15 protein-coding genes are annotated in these 16,847 nt (G+C 58.0%); 7 read left to right on the top strand and 8 right to left on the bottom strand.

From position 1 onward, the window contains the following. Positions 1-51: 51 nt before the first annotated feature. Together EQM14_RS16490 and EQM14_RS00830 are read left to right on the top strand one after the other, a co-directional pair. Positions 52-735, top strand: coding sequence for a L,D-transpeptidase (locus EQM14_RS16490; protein ID WP_205703183.1), 684 nt, complete (start codon positions 52-54; stop codon positions 733-735). Between the two features lie 118 nt (positions 736-853). After that, positions 854-1,300 carry a hypothetical protein gene (locus tag EQM14_RS00830; protein ID WP_243112571.1) on the top strand — a complete coding sequence of 149 codons (447 nt, stop codon included), beginning with the start codon at positions 854-856 and terminating at the stop codon, positions 1,298-1,300. A 67-nt stretch (positions 1,301-1,367) separates the two neighbouring features. On the opposite strand, the gene EQM14_RS00825 is transcribed toward EQM14_RS00830, so the two are convergent. After that, positions 1,368-2,492, bottom strand: coding sequence for a cadherin-like beta sandwich domain-containing protein (locus EQM14_RS00825; protein WP_128741178.1), 1,125 nt, complete (start codon positions 2,490-2,492; stop codon positions 1,368-1,370). Positions 2,493-2,576: 84 nt separating this feature from the next. Continuing rightward, entirely contained in the window at positions 2,577-3,095 is a 519-nt protein-coding gene (locus tag EQM14_RS00820; RefSeq protein ID WP_128741177.1) for a hypothetical protein, read from the bottom strand. A gap of 148 nt (positions 3,096-3,243) precedes the next feature. Between EQM14_RS00820 and EQM14_RS00815 the strand changes: the two genes are divergently transcribed. Beyond that, positions 3,244-4,260 carry an SDR family oxidoreductase gene (locus EQM14_RS00815; protein WP_128741176.1) on the top strand — a complete coding sequence of 339 codons (1,017 nt, stop codon included), beginning with the start codon at positions 3,244-3,246 and terminating at the stop codon, positions 4,258-4,260. 61 nt (positions 4,261-4,321) lie between these two features. On the opposite strand, the gene EQM14_RS00810 is transcribed toward EQM14_RS00815, so the two are convergent. The 5 genes from EQM14_RS00810 to EQM14_RS00790 are packed head-to-tail and all read right to left on the bottom strand — an operon-like array spanning position 4,322 to position 9,316. After that, the gene (locus EQM14_RS00810) at positions 4,322-5,047 is read right to left on the bottom strand and encodes a glutamate synthase (RefSeq protein ID WP_128741175.1); all 726 of its coding nucleotides are present in this window, start codon (positions 5,045-5,047) and stop codon (positions 4,322-4,324) included. Beyond that, on the bottom strand, positions 5,044-6,273 hold the full coding sequence (locus EQM14_RS00805; RefSeq protein ID WP_128741174.1) for an NAD(P)/FAD-dependent oxidoreductase: 1,230 nt from the start codon (positions 6,271-6,273) through the stop codon (positions 5,044-5,046). The genes EQM14_RS00810 and EQM14_RS00805 overlap by 4 nt, the downstream gene beginning before the upstream one ends. Positions 6,274-6,278: 5 nt before the next feature. Then, a complete protein-coding gene (locus EQM14_RS00800; RefSeq protein ID WP_128741173.1) occupies positions 6,279-6,710 on the bottom strand; it encodes a 4Fe-4S dicluster domain-containing protein in 432 nt (143 codons plus the stop codon). Between the two features lie 3 nt (positions 6,711-6,713). Continuing rightward, the gene (locus EQM14_RS00795; protein WP_128741172.1) at positions 6,714-8,222 is read right to left on the bottom strand and encodes a glutamate synthase-related protein; all 1,509 of its coding nucleotides are present in this window, start codon (positions 8,220-8,222) and stop codon (positions 6,714-6,716) included. After that, the gene (locus tag EQM14_RS00790; RefSeq protein WP_128741171.1) at positions 8,222-9,316 is read right to left on the bottom strand and encodes a class II glutamine amidotransferase; all 1,095 of its coding nucleotides are present in this window, start codon (positions 9,314-9,316) and stop codon (positions 8,222-8,224) included. Before EQM14_RS00790 ends, EQM14_RS00795 begins: the two co-directional genes overlap by 1 nt. Positions 9,317-9,723: 407 nt before the next feature. Between EQM14_RS00790 and EQM14_RS00785 the strand changes: the two genes are divergently transcribed. The 4 genes from EQM14_RS00785 (at position 9,724) to EQM14_RS00770 (ending at position 16,281) form a co-directional block, all read left to right on the top strand. Continuing rightward, entirely contained in the window at positions 9,724-11,817 is a 2,094-nt protein-coding gene (locus tag EQM14_RS00785; protein ID WP_128741170.1) for a glutamine synthetase III family protein, read from the top strand. Between the two features lie 428 nt (positions 11,818-12,245). Beyond that, positions 12,246-13,217, top strand: a complete 972-nt coding sequence (locus EQM14_RS00780) for a UbiA prenyltransferase family protein (RefSeq protein ID WP_128741169.1) — start codon at positions 12,246-12,248, stop codon at positions 13,215-13,217. Further along, entirely contained in the window at positions 13,217-13,930 is a 714-nt protein-coding gene (locus tag EQM14_RS00775) for an HAD family hydrolase (RefSeq protein ID WP_128741168.1), read from the top strand. The genes EQM14_RS00780 and EQM14_RS00775 overlap by 1 nt, the downstream gene beginning before the upstream one ends. Next, on the top strand, positions 13,927-16,281 hold the full coding sequence (locus EQM14_RS00770; RefSeq protein ID WP_128741167.1) for a hypothetical protein: 2,355 nt from the start codon (positions 13,927-13,929) through the stop codon (positions 16,279-16,281). The genes EQM14_RS00775 and EQM14_RS00770 overlap by 4 nt, the downstream gene beginning before the upstream one ends. Before the next feature lie 127 nt (positions 16,282-16,408). On the opposite strand, the gene EQM14_RS00765 is transcribed toward EQM14_RS00770, so the two are convergent. Further along, positions 16,409-16,603, bottom strand: coding sequence for a hypothetical protein (locus EQM14_RS00765; RefSeq protein ID WP_128741166.1), 195 nt, complete (start codon positions 16,601-16,603; stop codon positions 16,409-16,411). Positions 16,604-16,847: the final 244 nt, after the last annotated feature.

Here is a 16,847-nt window from a genome sequence, read left to right as displayed (position 1 = left end):
GCCGGACGCGGCGGGATTCTGACGAAAAAGGAAAGGACGTGCCGATTCCCGATGAAGGAACGCGGAAAAGGACCGCTGAAACACATTCTTCTCGTTGCCCTGATTCTTTTCGTGGGCGCGGGCGCGACTTACGCCTCGCTGAAGCCGGATCAGTTCAGCGAGGGAATGTCCGTTGCCGTCGAATGGCTGAAATTTGACATGTTTGCAAAGGCGGCCGAACCGGAGTCCTCCGCGCCGCCGTCCTCCCAGGCTGACGCATCCTCCTCTCCGGCGTCGTCCGCACCCGCGCAGAGCCGGGAATCCGCGCCTCCCGCTTCCAGCGGTCCGGAAACCCCGGCCGTTTCCCTGGAGCAAGCGCAAAAGCCGCTGAAAATCGACGTGTCGCTGAAGGACCAGAAAGTCCGCGTACTGGATGCAAAGGACCGGCTGGTCAAGGAATTCGCCTGTTCCTCCGGCGAGGAGGGCAGCGAAACGCCGACCGGGACCTTTACCGTGACCGACCGCGGAGAATCCTTCTACAATCCCGCGGTAAAGGAAGGCGCCTATTACTGGACCCGTTTTTACAAGACCTATCTGTTCCACAGCCTTCCGTTCGATGAAAACGAGGACATGGAGCCGCAGGAGGCCGCGAAGCTCGGAACCCCGGCGTCCCACGGATGCATCCGGCTGGAAACGGAGAACGCCAAATGGATTTACGATCATATTCCGAAAGGTACTGCGGTTGTGATCCAATAAAGTTTCAGGCTGCCGCAAAGGAGACGCGGCAGCTTTGTTTTTACAGTTTATTCAATTCTTTCCGGGGCTTCTATGCTATGATAATGATAGAAATTCCACGGCGAAAGGATGTGAAAGTTTGAACTGGCTTATGCGCTTCTCTTATTGGTACAGCCGGATGATGGCGGGGCGGTACGGCTCCGACCAGCTCGGCCTCGGGCTGATTGTGATTTATCTTGTGCTGGTTTTTCTGGCCAGACTGCTCGGGCTGCCGATTCTTTCTTTTCTGGCTCTCGCGCTTCTGGTCTGGGGAATTTTCCGGATCTTTTCCAGAAATACTTCCCGCCGTTATCAGGAAAACGCCGTGTTTTTAAAGTACTGGGGCCGGATCACCCATTGGTTCCGCACGGCTTCCGGCCGGTTTGAAGGCTGGCGGGGCAGGACCCTGTACCGGATGAACGATAAAAAAACGCACCGGTATTTCCGGTGCCCAAGCTGCAAGAACACCTTGCGTGTGCCGAAAGGCAAGGGGAAAATCGTGATCACCTGCCCGGTCTGCCACACGGAGTTCACAAAAAAGACCTAGGCCTCGTGTGAAAAATGAAGGAATTTGTCTATCCGGCGTTTTTTATTTATCAGGCAAGGCCTGAGTCTCAGTGCTGCCGCCGGATCGGCAGCCAAAGGCTGATCGCAATGCCGACCGTGATGCAGAGGGCCGCGGCCAGCATCCCGGTGAAAAAGGAGGGCATCCGGTCTCCGACCAGAACCAGCGTTCTGTCCCCGGAAGATTTCTGTTCCCCGTTCCCCGGCGCTTCCGCAGCGGCCTGCGGCGAATCCGCGGCTTGTTCCGCCTCCGGCGGCCGGACCTGCGAGCCCGGGCCGTCCTGGTTTTGAACTTCGCCCGCATCTTCCGGGAGCGATACCGGCTTTTTGCGGTCCCCGCCTGCGCCAGGGCTCTCGACTCCCCCTTTTCCTCCCGTTGCGGATACGGCGCCGTCTCCCTTTGCGGCACGCTGGACCGTAACCAGATACTGCGCAGTCTGCGACCGGTCCTCGGATGTGACCGTGATGGCAATCTGCGTCTCCTTTCCCGCCCCGTTGAGTGTTTTCCGGCTGACAGAGGCCTTTCCTCCGTCCGCCGCGGCGGGCCGAAGCTCCACGGTGCTGACCTCGCTGCCGACCGCCAGAGAATAGCTGCGGACCGAAGGCGAAAAATCCGGCTCGAGCTTTCCGGCCGAAGGGGTAAGCGAGGTCAGGGCGGCTTTTGAGGAAAGGGAAGGCAGAATCTTCAGGCTCAGCTTCGTTTCCGCCTGGTCCGCGTCCAGGGAATCTCCATCATAATCGCAGACCTGGTCCGCCGAAACGGTCAGGGCCGTGTTTCCCGCCTTCGCACCCGCCTCCACCTGAAACACAAAGGACGCGACCGTGCCGGAAAGTTTGGGGGCGTATCCGTTTTCCGTATTGCAGACATAGACGCTGCTGACCAGGCCGGAACCTCCGTTTGTCTGCATCGTGCCGCTCTTGACCGCGCCGGATGTCTCGGTGCTGACATAATCGAGCTTGTCCTCGTCATATTGTATCTTCAGCCGAAACCCCGCCGCCGTCTCTTCCGTTTTGTAGGCAGCCACGTCCAGGCGCACCAGTTCTTCTCCCGATGCGGACACGGGGTTCATCGAATAGGAAAAGTAGGCGGCGGAGTCTGCGGACGCAGGAACCGTCGGAAATCGTGCCAGCAGCCAGCACAGGCAGGCTAGAATGGGAAGACGGATTTTTTTCATCGGATTTTCCTTCCCCGGCAGCAGTCAAAAAACAGCCGTACCGCAAACGGCATGGCTGTTTTACAGAATACAAAATGTTTCGGATCAGGCGGTGACGGCGTTCTGCTCCATCTGGGAAGACCGGATGTCCCGCAGGCGTCTTTTCCGGAGGATCAGCAGACGGAAACGATTGTAGCGCTGAACGGCCGCAAACGGGGCGTTCGCCAGCATAATCAGAAAGGACATGACGATCCCGACCAGCAGCGGGTTGATGAGCAGCGTGACAACGGCGCAGATGCAGTTTTTCAGATGCATCCACTCCCCCCTGCAGGTCTCCACGATGAATTCATCCAGATAGTCGATCGACATTTCCGTCAAATGCTGCTTGGAAAATCCGTTTTTCCCGATATGCTGGGGAACCCTGTCTTTCCAGAACTGAATTTTCAGTGTATCCCGATACCAGCGGCCGCCGTGTTCCCACTGTTTCGGCGCGTAGCGCCCCTTTTCCGGGTCAAAAGCGGATTTCGGCATTCTGATGCAGATCAGGAATACGACCAGATGCCAAAGCCCTGCAATGACAAGATTCCAGACCAGCATGTTCAAAAAGGATAAATTTTTCAGCATCGCGGTCACTTCCTTTCTTCGATTCTTGAGAATTGTTTATTTTTATGCAGCCTTACGGGCAAATATACAAACCGCTTTCCTCCCGGATGTCCGGGACGGCAGCCTTCGATGTTATTATATTATAATACAGGAAACAGGAGTGTGCAAGATGAAAGTATTGTTTATCGGCGGAACCGGCGTCATCAGCGCTTCGGCGGCCTCTCTCGCCGCGGCGCGCGGGGATCAGGTGACGCTGCTGACGCGCGGCAGCCATCCGGAACTCGCGCCCTCGGGCGCGGAACTGCTGAAAGCGGATATTTCGGACGAAGAGGAAATGGAGCGGCTGCTCTCCGGCAGAATCTTCGACGCCGTCGCGGACTTCACCGTTCTGAAGCCGGAGCAGGCGATGCGGGACATCTCCCTTTTCACCGGGAAAACCCGGCAGTTCCTGTTTATCAGCTCGGCCAGTGCCTATCAGAAACCGCCGGTGCGGTATCCCATCACGGAAAGCACGCCGCTGCGCAATCCGTTCTGGCGCTATTCGCGGGACAAAATCGCCTGCGAGGAGCTTTTCACAACGGCATACCGGTCCCATGGCTTTCCCGTCACCATCGTGCGTCCCAGCCACACTTATTGCGACAGGAAAGTCCCTCTGCCCTTTTTCGGCGGCAAGGGCGGCTGGCAGGTGCTTTCGCGCATTCGTTTAGGAAAGCCGGTCATCGTGCACGGCGACGGGCTGACTCTTTGGACGTTTACGCACGCGGACGACTTCGCAAAGGGGTTCTGCGGGCTTCTGGGCAATCCGCACGCGATCGGAGAGGCGGTCCACATCACCAGCGACGAGGCGATCACCTGGAACGACGCGCTGGAGTCGATCGGCACGGCGCTCGGCGTCAAGCCGAACCTGGTCCACATCCCATCGGATTTTCTCGCGGCGTTCGACCCGGAGCTGCTCGGCAAACTGCTGGGCGACAAGGCGTACTGCGCCGTGTTCGACAACTCCAAAATCAAACGCCTGGTGCCCGGCTTTTCGGCCGGCATCCGGTTTGCGGACGGCGTCCGCAGCAGCGTGGAATATTATCTTTCCCACCCGGAGATGCAGGTGCCGGACCCGGAGTTCGACGCCTGGTGCGACCGCGTGATCGCGGCTCATTTCGCGGGGATCAAGAACGCGCAGAATTCCTGAACGAACGGCAAAGGCGGCGCGGCCCCGGAAGATTCCGGGGCCGCGCCGCCTTTGTCTGAAATTAATTAAACGTGTAAAGGTTTTGATAGGGGTTATTGGAATTCGGGCTCAGCACGAAGAACGGACGGCCGAACAAGCTCTGTTTGTCAACCGAAAACGCCGCGCAGAATTCGTCCAGATATGCGCCGATCTCCTCAAGGTCCGCCGCCGTGGCCGGAGCCGCCGCCACCTGAGGGGGAAGGTCCGCGGGAAGTTCCTCGCAGCGCAGAAACATCTTCCCGCCGTGCATCCCCGTCCCGCAGAGGTTTCCGACCGGCGCTTTCCTTTTGGAGCCGATCCCCAGCACGATGATGGTTCCGCCGGCCTGGTACTCCCCGAGAAAACTCCCGGTCTCCCCGCCGATCACGATCAGCGGCTTCTGCTCCCGATAGGCCTTCATATGGATGCCGACGCGGTACCCCGCATTGCCGCGCACCAGAATCTTTCCTCCGCGCATCGAATAGCCCGTCGCATCGCCGCAGGAGCCGTCGATCACGATGGTCCCCGCGTTCATGGTGTCGCCGGTCTGATCCTGCGCGTTGCCGCAGACATGAATGGAACTCCCGTTCAGATAGCATCCCATCGCATTGCCTGGAATTCCGCGGATCGTCAGATTCTTCCCGCTCATTCCCGCGCCGATATAACGCTGCCCCATGCAGTTTTCAACCAGGATGTCCGGGTCCGCCGCCGCGCGGATCTCCTCGTTCAGCGCCCGAAAATCCCTTCCGTCCGCGTCAATCCGGTTCATTTCGCACCTCCGAGTTTCTCCGCCCGGCGCCGGGCCGTAAACGCCATCAACTGCGGTTTCTGTTTGAGAAGATCAAAATCGACGGTATCGAGCGGAGTCTGTTCCCGGATCAGGGATGTGTAAATTCCGGCCCTGGCGATTTCTCCGATCAGGATAAATCCTTTCAGCAGATTGTCCTTCACCACCAGCTTTTTGTAAACGCCCGGTTTGGTTTCCACGATTTCTTCCCCGTCGTAGCTGCCCGCCGTGAGGACGTGGAGCCCGAAGAAGCCGATTGCGTTCATCGGCACGGCATTCGCAAAGCTCTTTTCGCCGCCGGCCATATTCACTCCGGCCGCCTCCCCCTGCAGGTAGGCGTTCGGCAGGATGGCCAGGACGCGCCGCTGCCCGGTCGTGATGTCGCGGCATTCGCAGCAGTCCCCCGCCGCGTAAATGTCCGGCACACTGGTTGCGGAACGCTCGTCGACGGCGATGCCCCGGCCGACCTCGCAGCCCGCCTGTGAGGCAAGCTCCGTATTCGGCCTCACGCCGACGGCGACGACAAGAAGGTCGAACTCCACCGTTTTCCCGCTTTTCAGATGCGCCCGGTCTTTCCCAAACTCCGCGACGCTGTCTCCGAGCAGGAAGCCGATTCCGTTCGATTCGATCTGCTCCTGCATCATCTTCGAGCCCGTTTCGTCAAGGATACTCGGCAGGATTCGGTCCGCGAGATCGACAACCGTGATGGAACCGGCCCGCCCTCGGATGCCCTCCGCGCACTTGAGGCCGATCAGCCCGGCGCCCACGATCAGCACGCGGCTTTCCGGGGTCAGGGCCGCTTCCAGCGCCTTCGCGTCGTCCAGCTTCATAAAGGTGAATTTCTTTTCCACCCGGTCCAGCCCCGCCATCGGCGGGATAAACGGCCGGGAGCCGGCCGCGATCAGCAGCCGGTCGTAAGGGAGCGATTCCCCGCTCTCCAGTCCGACCGTCTTCCGGGCGTCGTCGATCCGGACCGCCTTTTTTCCGGACAGGAGCGTCACGCCGTTCTTCTCATAGAAATCGGCGGGGCGGGTCCTCATCTTCTCCTCCGTCGTGCTCCCCTGCAGCAGATAGGAAATCAGCGGGCGGGAGTAGGCGGGATACGGCTCGTCGGAAATCACCGTAATCGGCCCCTCCTGATCGACGGAACGGATTCCCTCGACGCAGCCGACGGCCGCGGTGGAATTTCCGATTATCACATATTTCATTCGGTTCACCTCTCTTCAAAGACGATGGCGCCGTTGGGGCAGCCCGCGACACAGGCGGGCTCCCCGCACGCGTTGTCGGTGCAGAGCTCGCATTTCCGGACCGCGTGCCCGTCCGGGGCGGGCAGCACCGCCCCATAGGGGCAGACCAGGATGCAGGTAAAACATCCGACGCACTTGTCTTTGTCCACGTGGATCACGCCGTCCCTTCGGGAAATTGCGCCCGCGATGCAGCTTTTCATGCAGATCGGATCGTCGCAGTGACGGCAGGAAACCGCAAAGCTGATCCGATTGTCCCCCTCGATCTGGATCTTCGGGTGGATTTCCATCCCTTTGAGCGCCTTCGCCATATCGCGTTCGCCGGTCGCGGCGAACGCGCAGTTGTATTCGCACAGATGGCACCCCAGGCACCATTCTTCGTTTACATAAACCCGTTTCATCGCTCATTCCCCCGCGTGCTTGATTCCAAGGATCTCAAGCTCTCTGTCGTTCAGTCCCACGCCGCGCAGCATCAGGCGGTTTCCCCGCATCGACTCGATCGAGTTAATACCCATGCCGCCCATCATTTCCATGATTTCATGCTGCCACGCTGAAACCAGATTCACAAGGCGCTGATAACCGATCTCCGGATTCAGCCTTTTCACCAGGTCGGGGCGCTGGGTCGCGATGCCCCAGTTGCACTTGCCGACCTGACAGGTGCGGCAAAGGTGGCAGCCGAGCGCGATCAGCGCCGGGGTCGCGATATAGACCGCGTCCGCCCCGAGCGCGATGGCCTTGACCACGTCCGCCGAATTCCGAATGCCGCCGGCGACGATCAAAGACACATTGCTGCGGATTTTCTCCTGCCGCAGGCGCTCGTCCACCGCCGCCAGCGCCAGCTCGATCGGGATGCCGACATTGTCGCGGATGCGGGTCGGCGCCGCGCCGGTGCCGCCGCGGAACCCGTCGATCGCGATGATGTCCGCGCCGCTGCGCGCGATGCCGCTCGCGATGGCGGCGACGTTGTGTACCGCCGCGATCTTGACAATTACCGGCTTTTGATATTCGGTCGCCTCTTTCAGCGAATAAACCAGCTGGCGCAGATCTTCAATGGAATAAATGTCATGATGCGGCGCGGGGGAAATCGCGTCGGTCCCCTTGGGGATCATTCGGGTCTTGGAAACGGCGTCCGTGATCTTGGCCCCCGTCAGATGCCCGCCGATGCCGGGCTTCGCTCCCTGGCCGATTTTGATCTCAATCGCCGCGCCGGCCTTCAGGTAGTCCGGATGCACCCCGAACCGGCCGGACGCGACCTGCACGATCGTGTTCGGGCCGTACTCGTAAAAGTCCTCGTGCAGCCCGCCCTCTCCGGTATTGTAAAAAGTCCCCAGCGCCCGCGCCGCCCGCGCGAGGCTCTCGTGCGCGTTGTAGCTGATGGAACCGTAGCTCATGGCGGAAAACAGGATCGGAACTTCCAGCTTGAGCTGGGGAGGCAGGCCGTCGGTTTTGATCTTACCGTCCGGACCGCGCTCGACGCGGTCCGGCTTTTTGCCGAGGAAGGTCCGGGTCTCCATCGGTTCGCGCAGCGGGTCGATGGAGGGATTCGTCACCTGGGAGGCGTTAATCAGCATTTTATCCCAGTAGATCGGATAGGGCTTCGGGTTGCCCATGGAGGAAAGCAGCATGCCGCCGGTTTCCGCTTGGGCGTAAATTTCGCTGATGTCGCTCTGCCCCCAGTAGGCGTTCAGGCGGAACGTGTCCGGGTTTTTGACGATTTTCAGCGCATGCGTCGGGCAGAGCGCGACGCAGCGGTGACAGTTGACGCATTTGCTTTCGTCGCTCTTCATCGTTCCGGAATCCGGGTCGAAGGAATGCACCTCGTTCGCGCACTGGCGCTCGCAGACACGGCAGGCAATGCAGCGCTGCGGGTCGCGCAGAACGTCGTATTCCGGGATTTTATAGTTGATCGCCATTAAACCCGCACCCCCTCGTTGACCCGGATGACGACCGGCTCCCCGCCGCGCGGGGACCACAGGCGGTCCGGCTCCGGCTCCACCGTGCGGATCGCGCATTCCTCGCTCGCGACGTACACGCGGTCGCCCTTTTCGCCGACCACCATGCTGCGCAGCTTCAGGCGGTCGTTCAAGGCCATCATGCCGCCGGTAAAACCGAGCAGGATCGAGAACGGGCCGGTGATCAAAAGGCCGGAAAACACATTCCGCAGATAGGTGTAGCGCTTCTGCTCCTCCGGGCTCATCCGGTCGATCTCGCTCCAGAACGGCGCGGCGATCACGTCGGCGGTCTCAGTCAGGCTCATTCCCTGACGCCGGTTCAGATAATCGATAATGTAGGTGATGACCTCCGTGTCGGTCAGCAGCGTGCAGCGGTAGCCGAACATCTCGATCCACCGCCGGTTCGCGTCGTAGGAGGAAATCTCCCCGTTATGTACCACCGTGTAATCCAGCAGGCTGAACGGGTGAGCGCCGCCCCACCAGCCCGGCGTGTTCGTCGGGTAGCGGCCGTGCGCCGTCCAGCAGTAGCCCTCGTAATCCTCCAGCCGGTAGTAGCGGCCCACGTCCTCCGGGAAGCCGACCGCCTTGAACACGCCCATGTTCTTCCCGCTGCTGAACACATAGGCCCCTGTGATCTGCGTGTTGATCTTCATGACAAAGCGCGCGACGAATTCGCGCTCGTCAAGGCCTGTGCTCTGCAGCAGCTTGTCGTACGGAAGGCCGAAGTAGCGCCAGACGGCCGGTTCATCCGTGATCTGCGGAATTTTGCGGGTCGGTATTTTTTCGGCGACGGACACGTCGAAGCTGGACTGAAAAATTTCCTCGCACTCGTCTTTGGCGCGCGCGCTGTCGTAAAAGACGTGGAACGCGTAAAGATCGCGATTCTGCGGATAGATCCCGTAGGCCGCGAAGCCGCCGCCCAGCCCGTTTGAGCGGTCATGCATCGGCTCGATGGACCGGATGGCCGTTTCGCCGCTGAACCGTTCGCCGCTTTTTGAAATCACGCCCGTGATCGCGCATCCGGACGGAATTCTGATTTGCCCCTCATTTTGCATTTTTCCTTCAGCCTCCCTGCAGGAAACAGACTTACCGTTTTCTTTTGCCTTTTGGTCTGAATTTGAAAACGGAGGGCTTTGTTAATAATATAAACTTATTTTTAAAAATACTTTACTTTTGTACGTTTTCCCATGATATAATGTTTATCCGATAAAGTCAAGTGTTTCTGAGATTTTTACCGAAATGGCGGAATTTGTTATCCAAAATTCATAAGAAGAGGTTGAATGACGCTTTCCGACTTTTTTTTCTTTCCTTTTTGCATTTGCCGGCAATTAAAGATTGACTTTTTGCCCTGACCGCCATATAATAGGAATATACAACGAGGATGTTGTTGGGGCTTTCTGTAAGTGCCCCCACAGCATCTTTTTTCATTGTCAACGTATTTTATATAGGGAGTGGATTTCTGATGGGCAATGTTCCGGAATTGTTCGGAAGCATGGTGTTCAACGACACCGTAATGCAAGCTAGGCTTCCAAAATCGGCATATAAGGCTCTTAAGGAGACAAGGGAAAAGGGCAAAACGCTTGACCCGAGAGTGGCCGACGTGGTGGCAAACGCCATGAAGGAATGGGCATTGGAAAAAGGCGCGACCCACTTCACCCACTGGTTCCAGCCGATGACCGGCATCACCGCGGAGAAGCACGACAGCTTTATTTCTCCCACGGACGGGGAAAAGGTCATCATGGAATTTTCCGGCAAGGAACTGATCAAGGGCGAGCCGGACGCTTCCAGCTTTCCGTCCGGCGGGCTGAGAGCTACGTTTGAAGCGAGGGGCTACACCGCCTGGGACCCGACCAGCGACGCCTTTGTCAAGGAAAGTTCCCTCTGCATCCCCACCGCCTTTTATTCTTACGGAGGAGAGGCCCTGGACAAGAAAACCCCGCTGCTCCGTTCAATGGATGCCGTGAACAAACAGGCCCTGCGCATCCTGCGGCTGTTCGGCAACACCGAGGCGACCCGCGTGACCACCACGGTCGGCCCGGAACAGGAATACTTCCTGATCGACAAGGCGCTGTACGAAAAAAGAAAAGACCTGATCTACACCGGCAGAACGCTGATCGGGGCAAAGCCTCCGAAGGGGCAGGAGCTCGACGACCACTACTTCGGGGCGCTCAAGCCCCGCGTGGCCTCCTTCATGGCGGACCTGAACGAGGAGCTGTGGAAGCTCGGCATCCTGGCGAAAACTGAACATAACGAGGTTGCGCCTTCTCAGCACGAACTGGCGCCGATCTTCACCTCCAGCAACGTCGCGACGGACCACAACCAGCTTGTGATGGAACTGATGAAAAAGGTCGCCATCCGGCACGGCCTGACCTGCCTGCTGCATGAAAAGCCCTTCGCCGGCATCAACGGCAACGGCAAGCACAACAACTGGAGCATGTCCACCGACAAGGGCGAAAATCTGCTGGAACCGGGAGAAACGCCCAGCGAAAACGCGCAGTTCCTGCTTTTCCTCGCCGCCGTCATCAAGGCGGTCGACGAGCACCAGGACCTTCTGCGGATCAGCGTCGCCAGCGCGGCCAACGACCACCGCCTGGGTGCAAATGAAGCGCCTCCCGCCATCGTTTCGATGTTTGTCGGCGAGGACCTGGAAGAGATCCTGAACGCGATTGAAAGCGGCGCTCCCTGCGGCAAAAAGAACCGCGTCTTCATGGAGATCGGCACCGACGTGCTGCCGAAAATCCCGAAGGACACGACCGACCGCAACCGCACCTCCCCGTTCGCCTTCACCGGCAACAAGTTTGAATTCCGCATGGTCGGCTCTTCCGATTCCATCGCCTGCCCAAACATGATGCTCAACACCATCATTGCGGATACGCTGTGCTGCTTCGCGGACCGTCTGGAAAAGGCGTCCGATTTCAAAGCGGAACTGAACGCCCTGATCCAGGAAGTCATTAAAAAGCACAAACGCATCATTTTCAACGGCAACAACTACGCGCCCGAATGGGTCGACGAAGCCGCAAAGCGCGGCCTTCTGAACCTGCACTCCACCGTGGAAGCGCTGCCGTACTATATTAAGCCCGAAAATGTCGCGATGTTTGAAAAGCACGGCGTCCTCACGAAAACGGAGGTTTACTCCCGCTATGAGATCCAGCTTGAGAACTATTATAAACAGGTCAGCATCGAGGCGCTCGCCATGGCCGACATGATCCGCAAGGACCTTCTCCCCGCCGCCGCCGCCTACATGAAAGACCTGAGCGAAACGGCAAACAGCAAAAAACAGCTTTCTCCGGATCTGTGCTGCGGATTCGAAAAGGGACTTTTGGAAAAACTCGCTCCGCTGGTCACCGACCTGTACAGGAAGACGGAGGCTCTTGAAGCCGCCGCCAGCACGGATCGGGAATTTAAGGATGCTCTGGACGAGGCGGAATACTTCCGCAACACCGTATTCGCCCAGATGTCCGAGACCCGCGCCGTCGCGGACCAGGTCGAGCCGCTGATCGGCTCCGGTTACCTGCCGTACCCGACCTATGGAGAACTGCTGTTCAGCGTCGTGTGAATTTGCCCCTGCAATCATAAAAGAGCGGCAGGAGGGCGTGTTTGCGGCTTTTGGAAACGCGCCTTTCGATCCGCCTTGCGGCGGCGGGAAACCGCGACGGCGATTCATCCTCCTATTTTTCCAGATTCTGACTTGCACTTCATTCAATTATAAGATTCTTTACATATCTTCCTATATAAAGGGAACGGCCCGCCTGAGGCGGGCCGTTCCCTTTTTTCCGTAACTCTCCCGCCGGCGCACTGGGATCGGGGACCGATTCCGGCGCGCCGGCAAAATACTCATGATACTTTTAGTTGAAAGAAAGGAAAAGAAGTATTAAAATCTGATATGAGACGGAAGATGATCCGGGGAATCGAAGCCTCCGGGCACGGACGGCGGAGAAGCCGCCCCGGAGGTCACTATCAGCCGGTCAATCAATTTAACGGAGAATGGAATCTGATTTCATGCAGGAAACGCATCGACCTTCCGAACTGAGAAATTATATTAAGATCGCACGGCCCGACCACTGGATCAAAAACCTCTTTTTGCTGCCGGGTTCTTTTTTCGCGTTTTTTCTAACCTCCCAGCATATGCCCTGGGAAAAAGCCGCTCCTCTGCTGATCGGTCTTGCGGCGACCTGCCTCATCGCTTCCGCAAACTACGTCATCAACGAATGGCTGGACGCCGATTTCGACCGGTTTCACCCGACGAAAAAATTCCGGCCCTTCGTCACGGAACAGATGAGCGTCAGGTTTTTACTTCTGGAGTATTGTCTTCTCTGCGCGGGCGGGCTCCTGCTTTCCGCCCGGATCAACCGCTGTTTTCTGACGGCGGAGCTCGTGCTTCTCGCGATGGGCCTCCTCTACAATGTGCGCCCGCTGAGACTGAAGGACCTGCCTTACCTGGACGTCCTCACCGAATCGGTCAATAACGCGCTTCGGTTTTACCTCGGGTGGTTTATCATCACAGACCGGTATTACCCGCCCGTCAGCATCATACTCGGGTTCTGGTTCGGCGGGGCTTTTTTAATGGCGGTCAAGCGCTTTTCCGAATACAGGATGATCGCCGACCCTGCCCTGGCCGGAAAATACCGGAAATCCTTTCTGCACTATTCGGAGAAGTCGCTGCTGATCTCTTCTTTTTTTTACGCGATGTTCTCGGTGTTTTTTCTCGGCGTCTTTCTGGTCAAGTACCGGATTGAGCTGCTTCTGGCGGTCCCGTTTCTGTGCGGTTTGTTCTGTCTCTATTTTTCCATCGGGCTGAAAAAGGACTCTGCGGCACAGAAGCCGGAAAAACTGTTCCGTGAAAAATTTTTGATGCTGTACCTGGTCTGTTTTCTCGTTTTGGTGGTAGTCCTGCTGTTCGTCAATATTCCACAGCTCAGCGTTTTCCTGAGCGACAGCCTGATCGAGGTAAGCTGATGCGGATAAAAAAGAGCCTCACTTCCAAAGGGAGGCCCTATCGGGCGGTTATTTTCGACATGGACGGCACACTCTATCATCAGCGGGCGCTCCGCCTTTTCATGGCCGCCGAGCTGCTTCGGCACTGCCTGCGGCACGGACGGGAAGGGCTTCGCGACTGCAAAATTCTCTCCGGTTACCGGAAAAACCGCGAAACGGAATGTTTTTCGGGAGATTGGGAAACGGAGCAGTACTCCGCCGTCGCGCGGAGATTACACCTCCCCGAAGACGCCGTCCGGCGTACCGTCGAAACGTGGATGCTCAAGGCCCCGCTCTCCCATCTCTATGCCTGCCGGGACCGGCGGCTGCAAAAGCTGATCCCCGAACTCCGCGGCCGGGGAATTCTTGTTTTCATTTATTCCGACTACCCCGCGGCGGAAAAGCTGAAAGCCCTCCGGCTTTCAGCGGACGGCTGTTACTGCGCCGCGGACCCGGAAATCCGGCGGCTGAAGCCCGACCCCGCCGGGCTGCGGGCAATTCTGGGCAAAAATGAACTTTCTCCCTCGGACTGCCTGATGGCGGGGGACCGGTTCGACCGGGACGGAAAGGCGGCGGAAAACGCCGGGATGGATTATCTGATCCTCCCTGCCGGAAAAGGGCGAAAAGAAGCCGTCCGGCTTTTGGGACAGGCCACGGGCTTTCCGCAAAAACACGAAACGGGGGATAAAACTTGACTCAGCTGCTGCTCCTCTCCGCCCTGCTGGCGGCCGGCACTTTCGCTCCGGGCTTCCTCCTGTTCGGAATGCGGCACCGGGAATCGGTTTTTTCCTTCGGGAAACGGAATTATGCCGTGATGTGCGGCCTCTCGGCGCTCCTGTGCTTTGCCATCCTGTTTCTGACCGGTAATTTCATCGGCAGGGCGGAATCCACCCCGGACGCCTTTCTCAGAACCGGATGGCCGATCCTCTTTTTAGAAGCCGCTCTGTTCTGCGCGTCCGTCCTCTGTGTCTGGATGCTGCGGCAGATGGGGGAATTCTTCTCTGGAAGAGAACTCTATTCCATCATGAAAACCGCCTGCATCCTTGTTGCCCTTTGCCTTTTCTGTGAACTCTTTGTTTTCAATTATTTAAGTTTCGTTCCTTCCGTAAAAAATATGTCCGCGGGATCCCTCCCCCTCGACGGCGCCAAACTGGAAAACGGGGCCTCCTTTTCCGGAGGGGAAATCTCCATTGGAGACAACGGCGGGTCCGTGACCTTTGACGGGGTCGGCCGAACGACCTGCTGCTTCCGGATTCAGGCGAAGGACAACGGAAAAGTCTGCATCGTGAAAGTGGAACTCCGCGACGAGAACATGGCCGCCGACTTTTACCATTGCGGCACCTACGACTTCAGCGCCGATTCCGCCCGGACCACGGTCCTTCCGGTCTACTCCGCCGGAAAACTGGATTCGGTCCGCTTCGTCTTCGACGACAGCTGCGCCGGCCTGCGCATTCAGGGAATCTCGGTCAACCAGCCGGGTTTCTTCTTTTCCTGGGGCCGTTTTCTGCTGCTTTCCCTGCTGGCGGTCGGAACCTTGTGCATCATCCGGAAAAAAGCCTGGACGGTTTTCTACGATCGGACCTCCCATACCCACAATCGGATCATTGTCTGGCTGGCGGTCCTTCTGTGCTTTGTGTCGGTTGCCCTCTGCAACGCCGCCGGCGCGGGAAAGGAGATTTCGTACCCGCTGCGGGGGGCCCCGGAAGCCTACGGCTGCTATATCCAGCAATTCGACGCGTTCCAGAAGGGGCAGCTGAACCTGGATCTGAGCGTCGACCCGAAGCTGGGGGCAATGAAAAATCCCTATGATTACAGCGCCCGTGTGGCGGATGGCGTCTCGTTCAGCTGGGACCGTTCCTATTATAATGGAAAATACTACTCGTATTTCGGCTTGACGCCCCTCTTCACCGTTTACTATCCTTATTATTTTCTGTTTCACTCTTTGCCGGCGGATTCGCAGGCCGGTGCCATTCTGGCGCTTTGGGCCATCCCGTTCCTCTTTCTGCTGCTGCGCGAACTCGCGCTGCGGTACTGCAAAAAAATCAATCTTCTCTTATTTCTGCTTGGGACGGCGGCGGCCGTTTTTTCCAGCATGCTGTTCATGCTCCAGATTTCAGCGGACTTTTATTACATCGCCTATCTGTCCGAAATGCTGTTTCTGTGCGCCTTTCTTTTCCTGATCTTCCGGTCGGACCGAGAGAGCCGGGCGGGACTGCGGGCGTTCCTTCTGTTTCTCGGCGGCATCGCCTATGTCCTCGCCGTGGGAAGCAGGCCGGTCGCCGCCCTGTCCATCGTGCTGGTCCTGCCGGCGCTCCTGAAGGAGCTGCTGCACGGAGAGGGACGGATTTCGCGCCGGCTGCTGCGGCTCGGCGCGTTCGCCCTGCCGGTCCTCTGCGGCGCGCTGGCGCTCATGGAATACAATTTTCTGCGGTTCGGCTCGCCGTTCGAATTCGGCACGACGTATCAGCTTACCATCGACAACATGAGCTGCAACCGCTTCAGCATCCTGAACCTCATCCCCGCCGTCTACCATTACTTCTTGCAGTTTCCCAGCCTTGACCCCAGGTTTCCGTTTCTCCACGTTGTTGACAGGCAGTTCAATTATTACTCCTCGTATAAACTGCATATCGTGATGCTCGGCATGATGAGTTTTCCCAGCCTGTGGTGGATTTTCGGGATGCGCCGCTCCCCGGTCTACCGGGAAAGAAGCGACGCGCGGCTGTTTTTTTGGACGGTCCTTCTGCTCTCGCTCGGAATCGCCGTGCTGAATTACTCCGTTTCCGGCATGGATATCCGCTATGTCACGGACTTTTCGCCGCTGCTGTCGGCGCTTTCGCTGCTTGTCATTCTGGATCTCAACCGGGAATGCGCCCGGTCCTCCCCGGCGGCGGGGGGCCGCTCCCCTTCTTACGCGCTGTCCTGCGCCAGCCTGATTCTCACCATTCTTGTGGGGACCGCGGTGATTTTCGGCAACGAGAGGAACACGATCTATTACACCGACCCGGCCTTTTACGCGAATCTGGAACGGCTCTGCATGTTCTGGTAGCGGCATCGCCCGCATCTATGGCCCGGACACAAAGCGCCTTTTGCGCCTCCGGCGGCCACGACCCAGAGCATGTCCAAGGATCAGTGCGTCACTCGAACAGGGAAAGCTTACCCCGGTTTCTCCGTTGTCAATATAGACCTCGTAAAGAGAAAACTCTGTTGCCCGCCATATAAGCGCGCAGGGGGCTTTTCTGATTTTGCAGCATATCGCTGTCCAACTTGCCGCTGTCCATAACGGAAAGGCGCACATACAGACTTTTGTAAACACGGTTTGGCAGCGCTGCATTAAGAGGCTGTGCATAGATTCTACTTTTTCTCGCCATTTCAGCACCCCCTTGCTCAGAAGCTGCCTGCTCCGCTTCCTCTGGGATACCTTTGAAAACGTGGCGCGAATTCTGCTGTCTGATACCCGCACCGCCCCTTCGGAAGACACGATATTCCCTCTTTCGGGTCCGTTATTCGGATATGGAAGACCGGCGGCCAGGCAGCCCGACAGGGAAAAATGCAATGGCTTGTCATTGACAATGACCTTCAGGGTATTCCGTTTATATCCATTAATTGGTAATA

Source organism: Caproiciproducens sp. NJN-50 (genome assembly GCF_004103755.1).
GTDB lineage: Bacteria > Bacillota > Clostridia > Oscillospirales > Acutalibacteraceae > Caproicibacter.
Note: the sequence above shows the minus strand (reverse complement) of the source record. Positions and strands in the feature narration are given on the sequence as shown.